Origin of the sequence: Nonomuraea sp. NPDC049141, from assembly GCF_040648415.1 — a bacterium.
Lineage (GTDB): Bacteria > Actinomycetota > Actinomycetes > Streptosporangiales > Streptosporangiaceae > Nonomuraea.
Map to the genome: position 1 here is coordinate 222,778 of NZ_JBEZDR010000011.1, position 12,237 is coordinate 235,014.

At 67.1% G+C, this 12,237-nt stretch carries 17 protein-coding genes and 2 pseudogenes; 10 read left to right on the forward strand and 9 right to left on the reverse strand.

The annotated features are described in order from the left end of the window. Positions 1–3: 3 nt before the first annotated feature. Positions 4–1,158, forward strand: coding sequence for a macrolide family glycosyltransferase (locus tag AB0B91_RS32150; protein ID WP_358327464.1), 1,155 nt, complete (start codon positions 4–6; stop codon positions 1,156–1,158). A 466-nt stretch (positions 1,159–1,624) separates the two neighbouring features. On the opposite strand, the gene AB0B91_RS32155 is transcribed toward AB0B91_RS32150, so the two are convergent. Next, positions 1,625–2,923: a tetratricopeptide repeat protein gene (locus AB0B91_RS32155; RefSeq protein ID WP_358327466.1), complete on the reverse strand. Its 1,299-nt coding sequence runs from the start codon at positions 2,921–2,923 to the stop codon at positions 1,625–1,627. Positions 2,924–2,977: 54 nt separating this feature from the next. Beyond that, positions 2,978–3,109, reverse strand: a complete 132-nt coding sequence (locus tag AB0B91_RS32160) for a hypothetical protein (RefSeq protein WP_358327468.1) — start codon at positions 3,107–3,109, stop codon at positions 2,978–2,980. Between the two features lie 137 nt (positions 3,110–3,246). Between AB0B91_RS32160 and AB0B91_RS32165 the strand changes: the two genes are divergently transcribed. Together AB0B91_RS32165 and AB0B91_RS32170 are read left to right on the forward strand one after the other, a co-directional pair. Beyond that, positions 3,247–3,435, forward strand: coding sequence for a hypothetical protein (locus AB0B91_RS32165; RefSeq protein ID WP_358327470.1), 189 nt, complete (start codon positions 3,247–3,249; stop codon positions 3,433–3,435). A gap of 449 nt (positions 3,436–3,884) precedes the next feature. Next, entirely contained in the window at positions 3,885–4,349 is a 465-nt protein-coding gene (locus AB0B91_RS32170) for a tetratricopeptide repeat protein (protein WP_358327472.1), read from the forward strand. A gap of 62 nt (positions 4,350–4,411) precedes the next feature. On the opposite strand, the gene AB0B91_RS32175 is transcribed toward AB0B91_RS32170, so the two are convergent. From AB0B91_RS32175 to AB0B91_RS32185, 3 genes are all read right to left on the reverse strand, one after another. After that, positions 4,412–5,662 (reverse strand): acyltransferase, encoded by a 1,251-nt coding sequence (locus tag AB0B91_RS32175; protein WP_358327474.1) that lies wholly within the window; start codon positions 5,660–5,662, stop codon positions 4,412–4,414. A 35-nt stretch (positions 5,663–5,697) separates the two neighbouring features. Continuing rightward, complete coding sequence (locus tag AB0B91_RS32180) at positions 5,698–5,865, reverse strand: hypothetical protein (RefSeq protein WP_358327476.1); 168 nt, start codon at positions 5,863–5,865, stop codon at positions 5,698–5,700. Between the two features lie 82 nt (positions 5,866–5,947). Continuing rightward, complete coding sequence (locus tag AB0B91_RS32185) at positions 5,948–6,205, reverse strand: DUF4158 domain-containing protein (RefSeq protein WP_358327478.1); 258 nt, start codon at positions 6,203–6,205, stop codon at positions 5,948–5,950. Here AB0B91_RS32185 and AB0B91_RS32190 point away from each other — a divergent pair. From AB0B91_RS32190 to AB0B91_RS32200, 3 genes are all read left to right on the forward strand, one after another. Beyond that, positions 6,204–6,701: a hypothetical protein gene (locus AB0B91_RS32190; RefSeq protein WP_358327480.1), complete on the forward strand. Its 498-nt coding sequence runs from the start codon at positions 6,204–6,206 to the stop codon at positions 6,699–6,701. The genes AB0B91_RS32185 and AB0B91_RS32190 overlap by 2 nt on opposite strands. Positions 6,702–7,084: 383 nt before the next feature. After that, positions 7,085–7,621, forward strand: a complete 537-nt coding sequence (locus AB0B91_RS32195; protein ID WP_358327482.1) for an RNA polymerase sigma factor — start codon at positions 7,085–7,087, stop codon at positions 7,619–7,621. Then, positions 7,614–8,333: a hypothetical protein gene (locus AB0B91_RS32200; RefSeq protein ID WP_358327484.1), complete on the forward strand. Its 720-nt coding sequence runs from the start codon at positions 7,614–7,616 to the stop codon at positions 8,331–8,333. The genes AB0B91_RS32195 and AB0B91_RS32200 overlap by 8 nt, the downstream gene beginning before the upstream one ends. 404 nt (positions 8,334–8,737) lie before the next feature. Here the strand turns inward: AB0B91_RS32200 and AB0B91_RS32205 are convergent. Beyond that, a pseudogene (locus AB0B91_RS32205) lies at positions 8,738–9,064 on the reverse strand (SDR family oxidoreductase); the annotation flags it as partial. A gap of 72 nt (positions 9,065–9,136) precedes the next feature. Continuing rightward, positions 9,137–9,772: a TetR/AcrR family transcriptional regulator gene (locus tag AB0B91_RS32210; RefSeq protein WP_358327486.1), complete on the reverse strand. Its 636-nt coding sequence runs from the start codon at positions 9,770–9,772 to the stop codon at positions 9,137–9,139. Positions 9,773–9,857: 85 nt separating this feature from the next. On the opposite strand from AB0B91_RS32210, the gene AB0B91_RS32215 reads away from it, so the two are divergent. Together AB0B91_RS32215 and AB0B91_RS32220 are read left to right on the forward strand one after the other, a co-directional pair. Then, a complete protein-coding gene (locus tag AB0B91_RS32215) occupies positions 9,858–10,250 on the forward strand; it encodes a DUF1761 domain-containing protein (RefSeq protein WP_358327488.1) in 393 nt (130 codons plus the stop codon). Positions 10,251–10,282: 32 nt separating this feature from the next. Further along, positions 10,283–10,657, forward strand: a complete 375-nt coding sequence (locus tag AB0B91_RS32220) for a DUF1801 domain-containing protein (RefSeq protein WP_358327490.1) — start codon at positions 10,283–10,285, stop codon at positions 10,655–10,657. On the opposite strand, the gene AB0B91_RS32225 is transcribed toward AB0B91_RS32220, so the two are convergent. Beyond that, positions 10,645–10,767, reverse strand: a complete 123-nt coding sequence (locus AB0B91_RS32225) for a hypothetical protein (protein WP_358327492.1) — start codon at positions 10,765–10,767, stop codon at positions 10,645–10,647. The two genes, AB0B91_RS32220 and AB0B91_RS32225, sit on opposite strands and share 13 nt — an antisense overlap. Before the next feature lie 240 nt (positions 10,768–11,007). On the opposite strand from AB0B91_RS32225, the pseudogene AB0B91_RS32230 reads away from it, so the two are divergent. Beyond that, a pseudogene (locus AB0B91_RS32230) lies at positions 11,008–11,187 on the forward strand (GntR family transcriptional regulator); the annotation flags it as partial. Positions 11,188–11,264: 77 nt separating this feature from the next. Continuing rightward, positions 11,265–11,393: a hypothetical protein gene (locus AB0B91_RS32235; protein WP_358327910.1), complete on the forward strand. Its 129-nt coding sequence runs from the start codon at positions 11,265–11,267 to the stop codon at positions 11,391–11,393. A gap of 411 nt (positions 11,394–11,804) precedes the next feature. Here the strand turns inward: AB0B91_RS32235 and AB0B91_RS32240 are convergent, their stop codons facing one another. After that, a complete protein-coding gene (locus tag AB0B91_RS32240) occupies positions 11,805–12,128 on the reverse strand; it encodes a hypothetical protein (protein WP_358327494.1) in 324 nt (107 codons plus the stop codon). Positions 12,129–12,237 lie beyond the last annotated feature (109 nt).

The window sequence follows — 12,237 nt, forward strand, 5'->3', positions numbered from 1 at the left end:
GTCATGGCCCACCTCGCCTTCATGAGCCTCACCGAGTCCGGTCACCTCAACCCCCTCCTGCCGATCGCCCGGGAACTGGTCGAGCGCGGCCACCGCGTCACCTTTCCCGCCGATCAGTCGATGGCCGAACGCATCAGCCCGACCGGAGCCGAGATCATCTCCTATGAACCCCGCCCCGCCGAGACCATCGTGATCGACGGCATGGACGCCGCCGCACGCGCCACCCTCGCCCTGCTCCAGCAACTGGAGCATGTTCTGCCGCAGATCGAGACCGGATACGCCGACGACCGGCCGGATCTGATCGTCAACGACTGGCTCGCCTGGGCCGGCCCGATGCTCGCCGCCAAGTGGCGTCTCCCCAGGATCCAGTCCTGGTCCGCCCACGCCGCCAGCGAGGGCTACGACTTCGGGAAGTTCATCGTCGACATGTTCGCCACCAGCCCCGTCAAGGCCGAGTTCGACACCCTGTTCGCCGCCATCCTCAGCCGGCACGGCATCCCCCCACTCCAGCTGCATGATTTCTACAAGCCCGCCGAGTTCAACCTCGTCTACCAGCCCAAGTCCTTCCACGTGCACAACGAGACCTTCGATGACCGCTACGCGTTCGTCGGCCCCACCCGGCTGCCCGCCCCGCAGGACTGGACGCCCCCCGGACATCCGCTGGTCCTGGTCTCGCTGGGTACGATCATCAGCCGCCCGGACTTCTTCCACACCTGCATCCAGGCGTTCGCCGACGAGCCCTACCACGTCGTGATGTCCGTGGGCCACGGCATCAGTCCCGCCGATCTCGGGCCGCTGCCCGCGAACATCGAGGCCCACCAGCACGTCCCACAACCCGCCGTGCTCGCACACGCCGACGCCTTCGTCACCCACACCGGCATGAACTCCACGATGGAGGCCCTGGCAGCGGCCGTGCCGATGGTGGCCATACCCCACACCCCCGAACAGCAGACCACCGCCGACCGAGTCGTCGCCCTCGGCCTCGGCTCGACCCTCGCCCCCACCGACGCCACCGCCGAACGCGTGCGCGAAGCCGTCCGCGGCCTGCTCGACGACCCCGCCACCCGGCAGCGGCTACGCGCCATGCAGGACGACCTGCGCGCGGCGGGCGGCGCGCTCCACGCCGCCGACGCGATCGAGGCCCGCCTGCCCAAGTGAGGTCGCGGCCGGACACCCGCCCAACCCCTGCCGCAGTAAAGACCGGATTTACTGCGGCAGGGCACGGGAGGGTGGGGCGGGCGTGGCAACAGAACCAGTGACCGAACTCGGGGACGGGGCGCGCTTCGGCTGCCGCGCGCCCCGGTGGTGCCCCTCCCCCGTCGTACGCCGCGACGGTCGAGCGGTACCTCACCGGTGCGGACATCGCGAAGTCCTCCGCGCGGATCTACCGGATCTCGCTGACAACGTGGAGATGCTGTGCCTGAACGTCACCGACCGCAAGGCCCCAGCCGGAACGCCGACGCTCGACGGGTGCCCCGAGACCGGGCGGGCCCAGCTCTCCTACCACCAAGCCGAAGAGATCTTCGAGCAGAACACTCGGCCACGCCTCCATTGGAAGCACGTTCGTTAACCCAAGCATCAACCGGCGCCGGCAGCTCTCATGACGGCCGTGCGGTCTCGGTGATCAGGTGGCCTTGCCGCGGGCGATGTAGAGGTTCATGTCGGTGAAGTCGAGGGTGATGTTGTAGGGCTTGTAGAAGCAGTGGAAGAAGGCGGCTGGCACGTCGAACCCCAAGGAGGCGAGCGCGGCCCCTGGGTGCGTCTCGCAGTAGACCTCCTTGGCGGTGGCGTCGCCGAGGCGGATCTCCTTCGGGTAGCAGGGGTAGGTGACGGCTGGGTGGCTATGGGCAAAAGTCCCAATCGGGCGGTCGTAGTCAGTACGGATTCCCAACTGCTCGGCAGTGTCCCCGAACACGACCGCGGCGGTCTCGCCCCTTCCGCCGAAGTTCACCCCCACCACCCTTGAGCCGGAGCCGGCGACGCTGCCCCTGCTGTGCAGATATTGCTCACGGGCCAGCCACAGCGGCAGGGACTTGGCGCCCGCCCGTTGGGCGGCGGCGCGTGCCTTCCTGGCCGTTTCGGGGGTGCCGCGGCGCAGGATCAGCTGCCGGCCCGCGTAGTCGAAGGTGGTCAGCAGGTGGTAGAAGACCCACGTGCCGATCATGCCGTCGCTGTCACTGTCGACATCTTCACCCGACTCCGTCGCCGACCAGCCCACGGGGACGTTGCGCAGCTCGATGCCCCCCAGCTTGAAGGAGTCCAGCACCCCGTAGTGCGCCCAAATGACGCCGTTCTCAAAATCGATCTTCTGACTGGCGACAGGGCTCAGCCCGGCCTCCTTGGCCACCGACGAGGTCAAGCCCAGATTCGGGGCGCCGGTATAGAACGTGAAGCGCTTCGGCGGTCCGCCATTGACCGAGGCCTCCACCAGCGGAATCGGGTCCATCTGCAGCCACGGCACCTGCGCGATGTCGCCGTGGATCTGATAGGCATCGCCGCGGACTGCCGCGAACCATTTGGCGTAGGCTTCCTCGCCGGCCGCCTGCCAGTGTGGTGCGGACAGGGCGAATTTGTCCTGCCGGATGTAGCAATCGGCCAGGAAATAGTTGGCGTCCTTGTCATCGGGCGCCAGTTCGACGGCCATCTTGAGGTATTTCTCGGCGTCGGGGAACCGGTTGGCCAGCAGCCCGACATAGCCGCGCCGGCGGGCCGCATTCACGTTCTTAGGGTCCTTCTTCAGGATCTCCTCGTACGCCCGGCCGGCCTGCTCGAACTTCCCGGCTTTGAACAGCGCGTCGGCTTCACCGCTGCCGGCTAACGCCGTGGCCGCGCCGCCCAGCATCGGCCCCGTCGCGACGGCACCGGCCACCACGGCGGCGCCCCGCAACAGCGAACGCCGGTCCCATTCTCCGTCATAAACCAAGGCCTTCTCCTTTTCGCGATCACCTTCGTCGTAACGTTCTGTCCCAGTGGACGGTCACAGCAGGTTCGTCTGGCCCTGCTTGATGAGAGCGACGCCGCAGTCGCCGGGCCCGTACAACATCGACCCGATGCGGACGGCCCAGATCGGTGGCCTCGCGCCGGGCAGGGCCACCTGGATCGCCAACACGCACGACACGCCGCCGGGTTTCGCCGCACGCTCGTTAACTCACCCGCATTTCGCCCGCCGACCCCATCCACTGTCGGCCAGCCGTGTCCCCGTCTCGTCCGCGCCCTGTCATGGTCGTGTCACGCCCGCAACCGACGATGGCAGCCGTCGAGAAACCGCGGCTGGTCCTGGTCGAGCGGATCACGCCGCGCCAGGCGTACCTGTCGGGCAGGATCGCGGAGCTGATTGCCAAGGGAATGAGCAACAAGGCGATCACCGCAGCCCTCGCCATTGCCCAACGCGCTGCCGAGGGATACCCGGGTCGACCTTGCTGGCTGTTTGTTTGAAGATTTTTAGCTTTGTGAATTGCACTCGCCCGTCGCCTTTACATTGTAGATTAATTACAACGTAACCGGTCAGCAGATGTATGGCAGTCGCTCACCGACGAGCTGGCCAACCACCCAACTGGAGCCTGCGATCGCTCCGCCCGGCCGCCATAGACCTGATGCTGAGACGATTGGAACGCGCCGGCAGACGCCACGCGACGGCGGTCAGGTCCTGGCCCCCTCCCCCGAGATGTGGACACCTTGAATCTCGGATCATGGAGTTCCTCGTGGACATGAAGGGCCACTCGCCTGAGTTCCAAGCCGACGCCGTCAGCGGGCGGTTCCGAGTGCAGCTTCGATCGCTGTCTGGGGTTGTCAAGCGAACTAGCTGGTCAGCTGGTTGAAGGTTGTTAAGGCACATCCGGCAAGTAGGCTGGCCCCCGACTACCGCGCCGGCGAAGGGGCCGCTAATGATCACCGACCCGACGTTCACCCGGATCAGCCAGGGGGTGGAGTTACATCACCACCAAGGTCAGCGAGAAGCAGCTCGCGAGTTGTTCACGCAGATCTGGGACGACATCGGCGGCGAGGCAGGCGACCCGCTGCATGTTTGTGTTCTTGCCCACTCGATGGCCGATGTGCAGGACGACGTGCACCAGGAGTTGGAATGGGATCTGCGGGCGCTTGCCGCCGTCGGCCTGGTCACTGATGAACGGGTGGCGCAGGCTGGGGTGCCGCTTTCGGTGGCGGGCTTGTATCCGTCGTTGCACCTGAACTTGAGTGAGTGCTATCGCAAGCTGGGCGATCTCGATCGCGCCCGTGAGCACCTGCAGCAGGCGCGGGCCCAGATCGGCGCACTGGGCGATGATGAATATGGGCAGCTCATCAAGGGTGGCCTGGAGCGGCTGGCCGAACAGTTGGGTGACGCCACCTGACTGCGAGCCGTTGATCTTCTTCGTGGACGGGTTGCGCTTCGTCGCCGGGCGCCACAGTGGTCTCACCCGCTGGCTGCCCTCTCCAGGCTGGACTCTGCCCGACGGGGTTCGGCCTGACTGATCAGGCGCCTGCCCAACCGCTGCGCCGGCATCTCCACCCATCGCCAGGTCAGCGCACACAGCCCAAACAGCACCGTGTACACCGCCACCAGCAGCGTCAAGCGCGCTGCCACCGGTACGGCCGGCGGGTCCGGCAGGAAGAATTCCACGCTCTCCAGCAGCAGCGGATGCAACAGGTAGATCGAGTAGGACACCAGGCCCAGCCACGTCAGCCACGACGGCATCGTGCGGTGGCGCAGTGCCATTCCGGCGGCGAACGTCAGCCAGGCCGCTGCGATCGCCAGCTGCACTCCCAACTCGGCGCGCGCGAGCCACAACCCCGCCAGTGGTATCAGCGCCACCCAGGCGATGTGCCGGTGACTGAACTGGCCGGTCTCGACTCGATACAGCGCGGTGCCAGCGAACATGGTCGCCAAGATGAACAGCCCCTGCCACGGTCCGGGGTAGCTCTGGTTGACCGCCAGCAGCAGGAGGATCACGCCCGCGATGGCCACGGCTCCCACCTGCTGTACCCGCCTGCCGCCGCGCAGCACCGCGGCCAGTCCGGCAGCCAGCACGGCGGTCACTACGACCACGACCGTGAGCATGCGGCCCGCCCCGCCGGCCGACAGGAGTGCCGCCGGCAGCAGCCCGGCGCCCAGCACAGCGGCCGCCGCGAACGCGAGCGCGGCCGCGGTACTGCGCCGGTGCACACCCAGGGTGAACATCGCCGTCAGCAGCAGGTAGAAGGCCATCTCGTAAGACAATGTCCACAGCACATTGGCCACGTTCGGCACGTACATCAGGTTCTGCAGCATGCTGGCGTGCGCCAGGGCCAGCGCCACCGGCCGACTGCCCCACCAGGTGTGCAAGCCGTCCCAGCCGACCGCCGCCAGCAGCAGCATGCCGGCCACACACACGGTGAACAGCGGCCACAGTCGAAAGAACCGCGAGATCCAAAAGGCCCGCACGCTGCCCCTGCGCTCCAGCGACGCCGGCACGATGTAGCCACTGACCAAGAAGAACACCAACACGCCGTACCAGCCGGGATCGAAGACAGCCTTGATCGGCAGCCGCGCCTCCGGCCACAGCGGCTGAAGCGCATGCTCGAAAACCACCACCATCGCGGCCAGTCCGCGCAGCGCGTCTAACCAGGCCAGACGCTGGGTATGCGGCGGAGCCGGGTCGGCGGCAGCGAGGGGAGCAGAAACCATCAGGACATCGTAGTGAAAAACATCATTTACAGTGCTTAGATCATCGTCTGCTCGCCGCCCCGCACCGCGGGGAAGACCACCTCGCGCACCGTGCCGTCCGGCGCGGCCAGCAACGCCGCCAGCAGAGTGGTGGTGACATCCGGCATCGTCCGGGCTCGCGTACGCAGGTGCGACGGCGATTCCACTGCGGCCGGAACCGCCACCCGGCCAGCACCTTCGGCGCCACGTCGGCGAATAGGTCGGCGGGGCTCGATCCGTTCGGACCGGCAGCGCTTGAGTAGTTCCTCACGCACTCGCTCCCGACTGGCGCACGGCGTGGGCGACGTTGACAGCCAGCCAGTCCGTCAACTTGTCGGCATCGGGGACCGAGCATTCCCGAAATCCGAGATGATCGCGGATCTCCCGGCGGTGCCGCTCGATCGTCCGCCCCGACCACCCATAAAGGCCCAATATGCTGGCCGGTGTCCTGATCTGACGGGCGACACGTTTCTTAACGGCACCCCATCGCGATGGCACCGCGCGGTACGCGATCATGTGACCCATGTCGACCCTCCAAGACACGCCCGAGCCCGCGTCACCGGAAAAGTCCGGACCTTCACGATTAGCTCGCCGTTTCGGCTGCCTGGCCTTGCTGTTGGTGCCGTTCGTGCTGCTCGGGGTGATCGTCATGGCGCCCGTCTGGATCAGCGACTTTCGGCTGGCGCGCATGGTGGACCGCATCAAGGAGTATCCGTTGCCGCCCGGAACGGACTTCGGGTACTTCGACCCCCAAGTCGAGGTGAGCGGCGACTCCGGCGACTGCTGGTACACCATCCGTTTCGACCTGTTCACCGACCGGCCCGTCCAAGAGGTGCTGAACTACTACCGTCAGACCAAGATCGAGGACCCTGACGGAGACCTCGGCGACTACGAGATCCTGGCCTGGACGCCGTTCGACGAGCCTGGCGTCCAAGCAGACGAGACCTCTGCCACAGACTCGCTCATCATCGACCTGGACGGCATGTACGACGGCGCCATGTCGGACATGCGCTGCTGGTGAAACAGCGGGTCTCTTCCGCAGGTCAGCCATGACGATTGAACGTGGCGCCGCAGAGGGTCCGGATTTCTCGGGAGTGTTCTTCCGAATGCGACCCCAGCCAAAAGCTAGGCCACCGCAGCCAAGCGGCGATAACGCGAAGAAGGCGTGTCAGCCCAGGTCGCGGATGACTGCGGTCGGCAGAGGTCGAGGCGATCTCGGGCATCCCGCACGGCTGCGGTCAGCGGTGCCATCATCGGTCCCCCGCCGGATCCGGACCTCATCCGGAACGTTCGGAGAGTGCGTGAAACCATTCCGGCCCATCGGGCAAACAGAGGTGACCGCCTTTCCGAATCGGATGGAGAGCAGTGCGTGACCCAATTACGGATGCCAGCGGGGCAGGTGGCATGAGCGTTCCGACCCATCTGGGCATCGACCTCGATCGGATCTTCGACGCGCACTTCGCCGAGATCCACCGCTACATCGCCCGCCGGCTTTCCATAGACGACGCCGACGACCTGGCGGCCGAGGTCTTCCTCGTCGCGGCCAGAGGCGGATACGAATCCTCGCTCGGTCAGATCAGGCCCTGGCTGTACGGCATCGCCACGAATCTCGTCTCCAGGCACCGCCGTAGCGAGATCCGCAGGTGGAAAGCGCTCAGCCGGACATCCGAACGCGAGGCGCAAAGCCACGAGGACGCGACGCTCACTCGTGTCGCGGCCGGAAACCTCAACGGCAGGCTCGCGGGGGCGCTTGCCGGTCTGAACCGCGGCGACCGGGACGTGGTACTGCTGGTGGCGCTGGGCGGATTGACCCACCAGGAGGTCGCCGCCGCCCTGGAGATCCCCTACGGCACGGTCGCGTCCCGGCTCAACCGAGCACGTAAGCAGCTTCGCAAGGCGCTAGGCGACGTCAACCCGCTGAAGGAGGCGCACGATGGATGAGGTCACGCTGCTCGCCCAGGCGGTACCGGACGTGCCGCCACCGTCAGCCGAGACCGTGGCCAGGGCCCGCGCGCGGCTGGCCACCCGCCATGCTCCCGTACGGCGACCCCGCACGCGCCGGCACTGGGGCTGGACGGCAGGCGCAGCCGTCGCCACCATGGTGGTCGTCACGACAGTGGCCATGCTGGTGTCGAACCTGGCCGGCGTCTCCGATCCCGCGCCGCCACCCGCGGCCTCCCCTCCCTTCGAGCAGGCACCGCCCGTCTACAAGGGGCTGGACCGTCTGGCGGGAGCCAGGATGCCGCAGTCCGCGACGAAAGTGAGCCTCCGATTCCGTCCCACAAGCGAGAAGATCGCGATCGTGATCTTCTGCCAGACGCCCGGCTCGATCTTCTTCAGCAATGAGGGAGGGAGCAGCGCCGGCGGCGTGTGCGGCCCGGACGGTGGGCTCAGCATGCTCGCGGACAAGGCGCACGAGCCGGGCTGGCTCGGGCGCGAGCATAAAATCACGTTCTGGCTCTTCCCGCCCGATGCGCCCGTCGCGCGCGGACGCAGTTCGTGCCCGCCCAAGGGTGCATGCGAACAGAAGCACGACCTGTCCAGCCCGAAGACAGCCGACCGGCTGGCCGCCAAACTGGGTAAGCGTCCCGGAGCCTGGTCGGTCGCGGCATACGACGTCCCGGCCGCGCCTACGGTCTCATCCGCCAATTAGGAGTGTTCCCCCGAACGCGACCTTAGCCGCCAAGTAACGCCCAGAAGCCGGGCTGACATAAGGATGGCCAGCAAGCGTCGCGACCTGGGCTGACGCGTCTTCTTCGCGTTTGGTCCGTGACCACCACCGGCTCAGCACCGAGATCCTCGCGTCGCTCTGAAGCGTCTTCACGGGCACGGGGTCAGGAACGGGTCGCCGTCCCCCGGCACCGCGCCCGTGGCTCGTGCGGATGTCCATCGCTGGGGCCGATGGATCGCTCAACTCCCCGCCGTTGTCGGCTTCGACTGTGAACTCGAGGAACCGGTCACGCGGCTCGGGTCGGAGACCGCCGGACCGCGCAGCGCCACCACGCCCGGCGAGCGACTCGGTGGACAGCTGCCAAAGGCGTGCGGCCTGGCCGGGGTCTAGCGCGTAGGCGGCGACGCCTCCGTGGGGGCTGTCCGCGCGTAGTGGTTCGGCCTCGTTGCAGTCTTCGAAATAGCGGCGCTGATTCCCGCGAGCAGAATCGAGGTTGCCGCTCCTTGTTCTACCGTCTTCCACGGCAGTGCGGGGGCTCCGCTCGCCTCGAACCGTGCCAGCAGGTCACGGTCGACGTGGCGCATCAGGCCGGTGCGGACCACGCCGGGCATGACGGCGTTGACGGCGATGCCATCACCGGCCCACCGCCGCGCGGCTTCGACAGCGAACAGCGCGTTGGCGGTTTTCGACTGCCCGTACGCGGCCTGCGCATCATAGGGCCGCCGCTGGCTGCTGTTCGCCCTTGCCGGTAGGTCGTGCGCAGCCCGGGCGAGCCGCTCTCCGAGCTACCGGCGGGCGAAAGCGGCGAGAAAGACGCGGGTGCCCTCGTCGGCCAGGTCGGTCAGTTCCTCGGGGGAGCCGACGGCCGCGTCGCCCAGAAAGGCGACTCGGTTGGTGGGGATCGAGACGATCAGCCAGGTGAACATATAGGCGGCACGCTCGGGGTCGGGGGTGTTCAGCAGGCCGCGCTCGGTGAGCTTCGCGAAGGTCTCCGCGAGGAGTTTCAGGGTGCGCCCCCAACTCCGCTCGAAGTACTCGCGTCCAATGGCCGGGAAGCGCTCCGCCTCGGCGATGACGAGGCGTCGCATCTGTAGTATCTCCCGGTTCATCAACCCTGCGAGCGTCATCCGAGCGTGGTCCCGCAAGGCGGTCTCGAGGTCGTCCGCCTCCGCGAGCGTGCGGATTGCGGGCTTGAAGTACTCATAACCGCGATCGACGGTGTCCAATACGACGCCGGCGAACAGTTTCTCCTTGTCGGCGAAGTACTGATACACCGTCCGCTTCGAGGCGCCTGCCGCGGCGGCCACCGCATCCATGCTCGTGCCGACGTAGCCGTGGGCGGTGAACACCGACCGCGCGGCCGTGAGGATCTCCTGGCGCTTGCGGGCCGAGCGGGCATCAGCCCGTGTCGAAGCGGTCAACGAACTACCTCCTTGACAGAGAACACTACCCGGTTTAGTTTTCACTCGACTACACGGTACCGTTTAGTTTACTTGGAGGTAAAAAGTGGCTAGCGTGATCTCCGTCGTCGTCGCGTCGATCGTGGTATTCGTGCTTAGTTCGGCCTACTCCGCCCTGCTCACCCCGACCGAGAAACGTCTGCTGGGTGAGCGCGCCCCGGACCGGGGCGATCGGCCGCCACCGCTGAAGATCCTCCTGGAGCTGGCGCGCAGCCTCGTGGTCGCCGCGGTGATCTCGGGCTTGGCCCGGTACGCCGGCCTCACCGACGTGAGGTCGGCGGTGGTACTCGGCCTGGTGCTCTGGGTCGGGTTCCCGGCCGTGCTGCTGACCGGGTCCATGATGTGGGAGAAGACACCCGCCGTCACCGCAGCGCTGCACGCCGGCGACTGGCTGATCAAAATTCTCGCCACCTCAGCGATCGTGGGTGCCTGGCTGTGAATGACGTACGACCCCATGGGACCGACCCACGCGTGGACGACTACATCGGGGCTCTGCCCAAGTGGCAACGGGACATCTGCCAGCAGGTCCGAGACCTGATCCACGCCGCTGACCCCGAGGTCACCGAGACCATCAAGCGAACCGTCCTGCCCTACTTCGTGCTCAAGGGCAACGTGTGCGCGCTGCTCGCCGCCAAGCACCACGTCAACGTGTTCCTGTACGACGGCGCCATCGTCCCCGACCCCGAAGGCATCATCACGGCCGGCCACCACAACAAGACCGCCCGTACGGTGGCTTTCCGCGAAGGAGAAACCATCAACGCTCCTGCCCTCATTGCTATGTTCCGGCAGATCATCGCCAACAACCGAGCCGGCGGGTGGCGCAAGCTCGAGAATCAGCCCAGGTAAGCGGCGTGGACGGCGGGGTTGTCGCGGATCTGTCCAGAGGCGCCGGGGGCGATGACTCCCCCGAGGTCCACGACAAGCAGGCGGCCGCAGATGTCCATGACGAAAGCCATGTCGTGCTCCCCCAGCAGGACGGTGATGTTTAGTCTGTTTAGTCCGGGCCGAACTTGCGCCCCCAGATTGGCCCCGGCGTTTGCGGTCAGTGGCGTTAGCGAGCCGGATCGGTCGGAGTTGCCGCCAACCACCGTTCCGATGTCGATAGCTCCCCGAGCTCTTCTCCATTGGAGGCGGCATCGAGGGTCAGGCCCAGCGGAGGCGGCCCCGCGGGCGGACACAGCCGACCGGACGGCGACATGATCCTCCATCTCGACCCCGCCTCGCCCCTCCCCCCGTACGAGCAGTTGCGGGCGCAGATCGCCACCATGGCCGCAACCGGCGTACTGACACCGCTGACCCGCCTGCCCAGCACCCGGCAGCTCGCCCGGCACCTGGGCCTGGCCACAGCGACGGTCGCGCGCGCCTTCCGCGAGCTCGAGCGTGAAACGGCGTCATCGAGACCCGCGGGCAGCATGGCATCTACATCTGCGAGGCTTCCGGGTCCGCCCCGGCCGTGGACGCCGAGCAGCGCCTGGCCGAGGCGGAGCAGGCGTTCGCCGTCCAGGCGCGGCAGCTCGGCGTCGACGCCACCCGCGCGTTGCAGCAGGCCAGGCCGGCCCTGGAGGCGGTCGCGGGCCGCTGAAGAATCATTGATCCCGGCTTGCCTCCAAGTTGGGGCCGCCGGGGATTTCTCGATCATGAAATCCTTGACGATGCGCCATACCCTCATGCTCGGTGACGGGCTGGCCCTGGGGAGCCCGGCGCGGCCCGCTTCGGCGTACGGGACGCCCGCCCCGCCGTCCATGTTGCCCTGGCCGCGCCTGCGCGGAGATCGTCCGCAGGTACGGCGAGCGAGGCCGCCTGGTCGGCGAGGCGCAGGCGAAAGCCAGGGCCGACACGATCACGAACCACAATCGTGATCTCTCACTCCGCTACCTGGCGGCTGGGGACACGTTCGGGGCGGAGGGCCATCGAACTCGGGGTGCCAGCGGCCCGCACCGGTGGTCGACGCAAGTACTGGTCGTGGGGGGCGAGTACGGCCTGGACGACGACGTCAGGAGCTGGCGGCCCGCTGGCAGTCCTGGCCCCTCACCCACAAGCTGCCTTCGGCCCAGCCGCTCTCGCAGCGGTAGCTGGCTCTGCTGCTGGGGTCAACGATGACGAAGTCGGATAGGGGGCCCCAGTGGCTGGTATCGCAGTTTTGCCCGAAGACGGTGGGCAGTTCTGCGGACACCTGCTGGCATGCGATGACCTCGCCGGAGCGCGCTGTAGGTGCGTTGTGCGGGACGGCGCCGGCGGCGTGAGCCGTGGTGAGCGGGATCACCACCATCGCGCCGGCGGCGGCGAGGGTGGCCAGTGCAGTCAGTGTGCGTCGCATGATCGGTTTCCCTTCTGGGATGCGGGTGTGGCGGATGCCCCCACGAACCGATCATTAACTTATTGTAATCATATAGCTACTATCTGTAATGACAGAGTGTCGTTCTACG

Bases quoted from the DNA above. Each gene is read 5' to 3' on its own strand.
- AB0B91_RS32150 (WP_358327464.1), top strand. From the start codon at position 4: ATGGCCCACCTCGCCTTCATGAGCCTCACCGAGTCCGGTCACCTCAAC.
- AB0B91_RS32165 (WP_358327470.1), top strand. From the start codon at position 3,247: ATGGCAGCCGTCGAGAAACCGCGGCTGGTCCTGGTCGAGCGGATCACG.
- AB0B91_RS32170 (WP_358327472.1), top strand. From the start codon at position 3,885: ATGATCACCGACCCGACGTTCACCCGGATCAGCCAGGGGGTGGAGTTA.
- AB0B91_RS32175 (WP_358327474.1), bottom strand. From the start codon at position 5,662: ATGGTTTCTGCTCCCCTCGCTGCCGCCGACCCGGCTCCGCCGCATACC.
- AB0B91_RS32190 (WP_358327480.1), top strand. From the start codon at position 6,204: ATGTCGACCCTCCAAGACACGCCCGAGCCCGCGTCACCGGAAAAGTCC.
- AB0B91_RS32185 (WP_358327478.1), bottom strand. From the start codon at position 6,205: ATGGGTCACATGATCGCGTACCGCGCGGTGCCATCGCGATGGGGTGCC.
- AB0B91_RS32195 (WP_358327482.1), top strand. From the start codon at position 7,085: ATGAGCGTTCCGACCCATCTGGGCATCGACCTCGATCGGATCTTCGAC.
- AB0B91_RS32200 (WP_358327484.1), top strand. From the start codon at position 7,614: ATGGATGAGGTCACGCTGCTCGCCCAGGCGGTACCGGACGTGCCGCCA.
- AB0B91_RS32225 (WP_358327492.1), bottom strand. From the start codon at position 10,767: ATGGCTTTCGTCATGGACATCTGCGGCCGCCTGCTTGTCGTGGACCTC.
- AB0B91_RS32240 (WP_358327494.1), bottom strand. From the start codon at position 12,128: ATGCGACGCACACTGACTGCACTGGCCACCCTCGCCGCCGCCGGCGCG.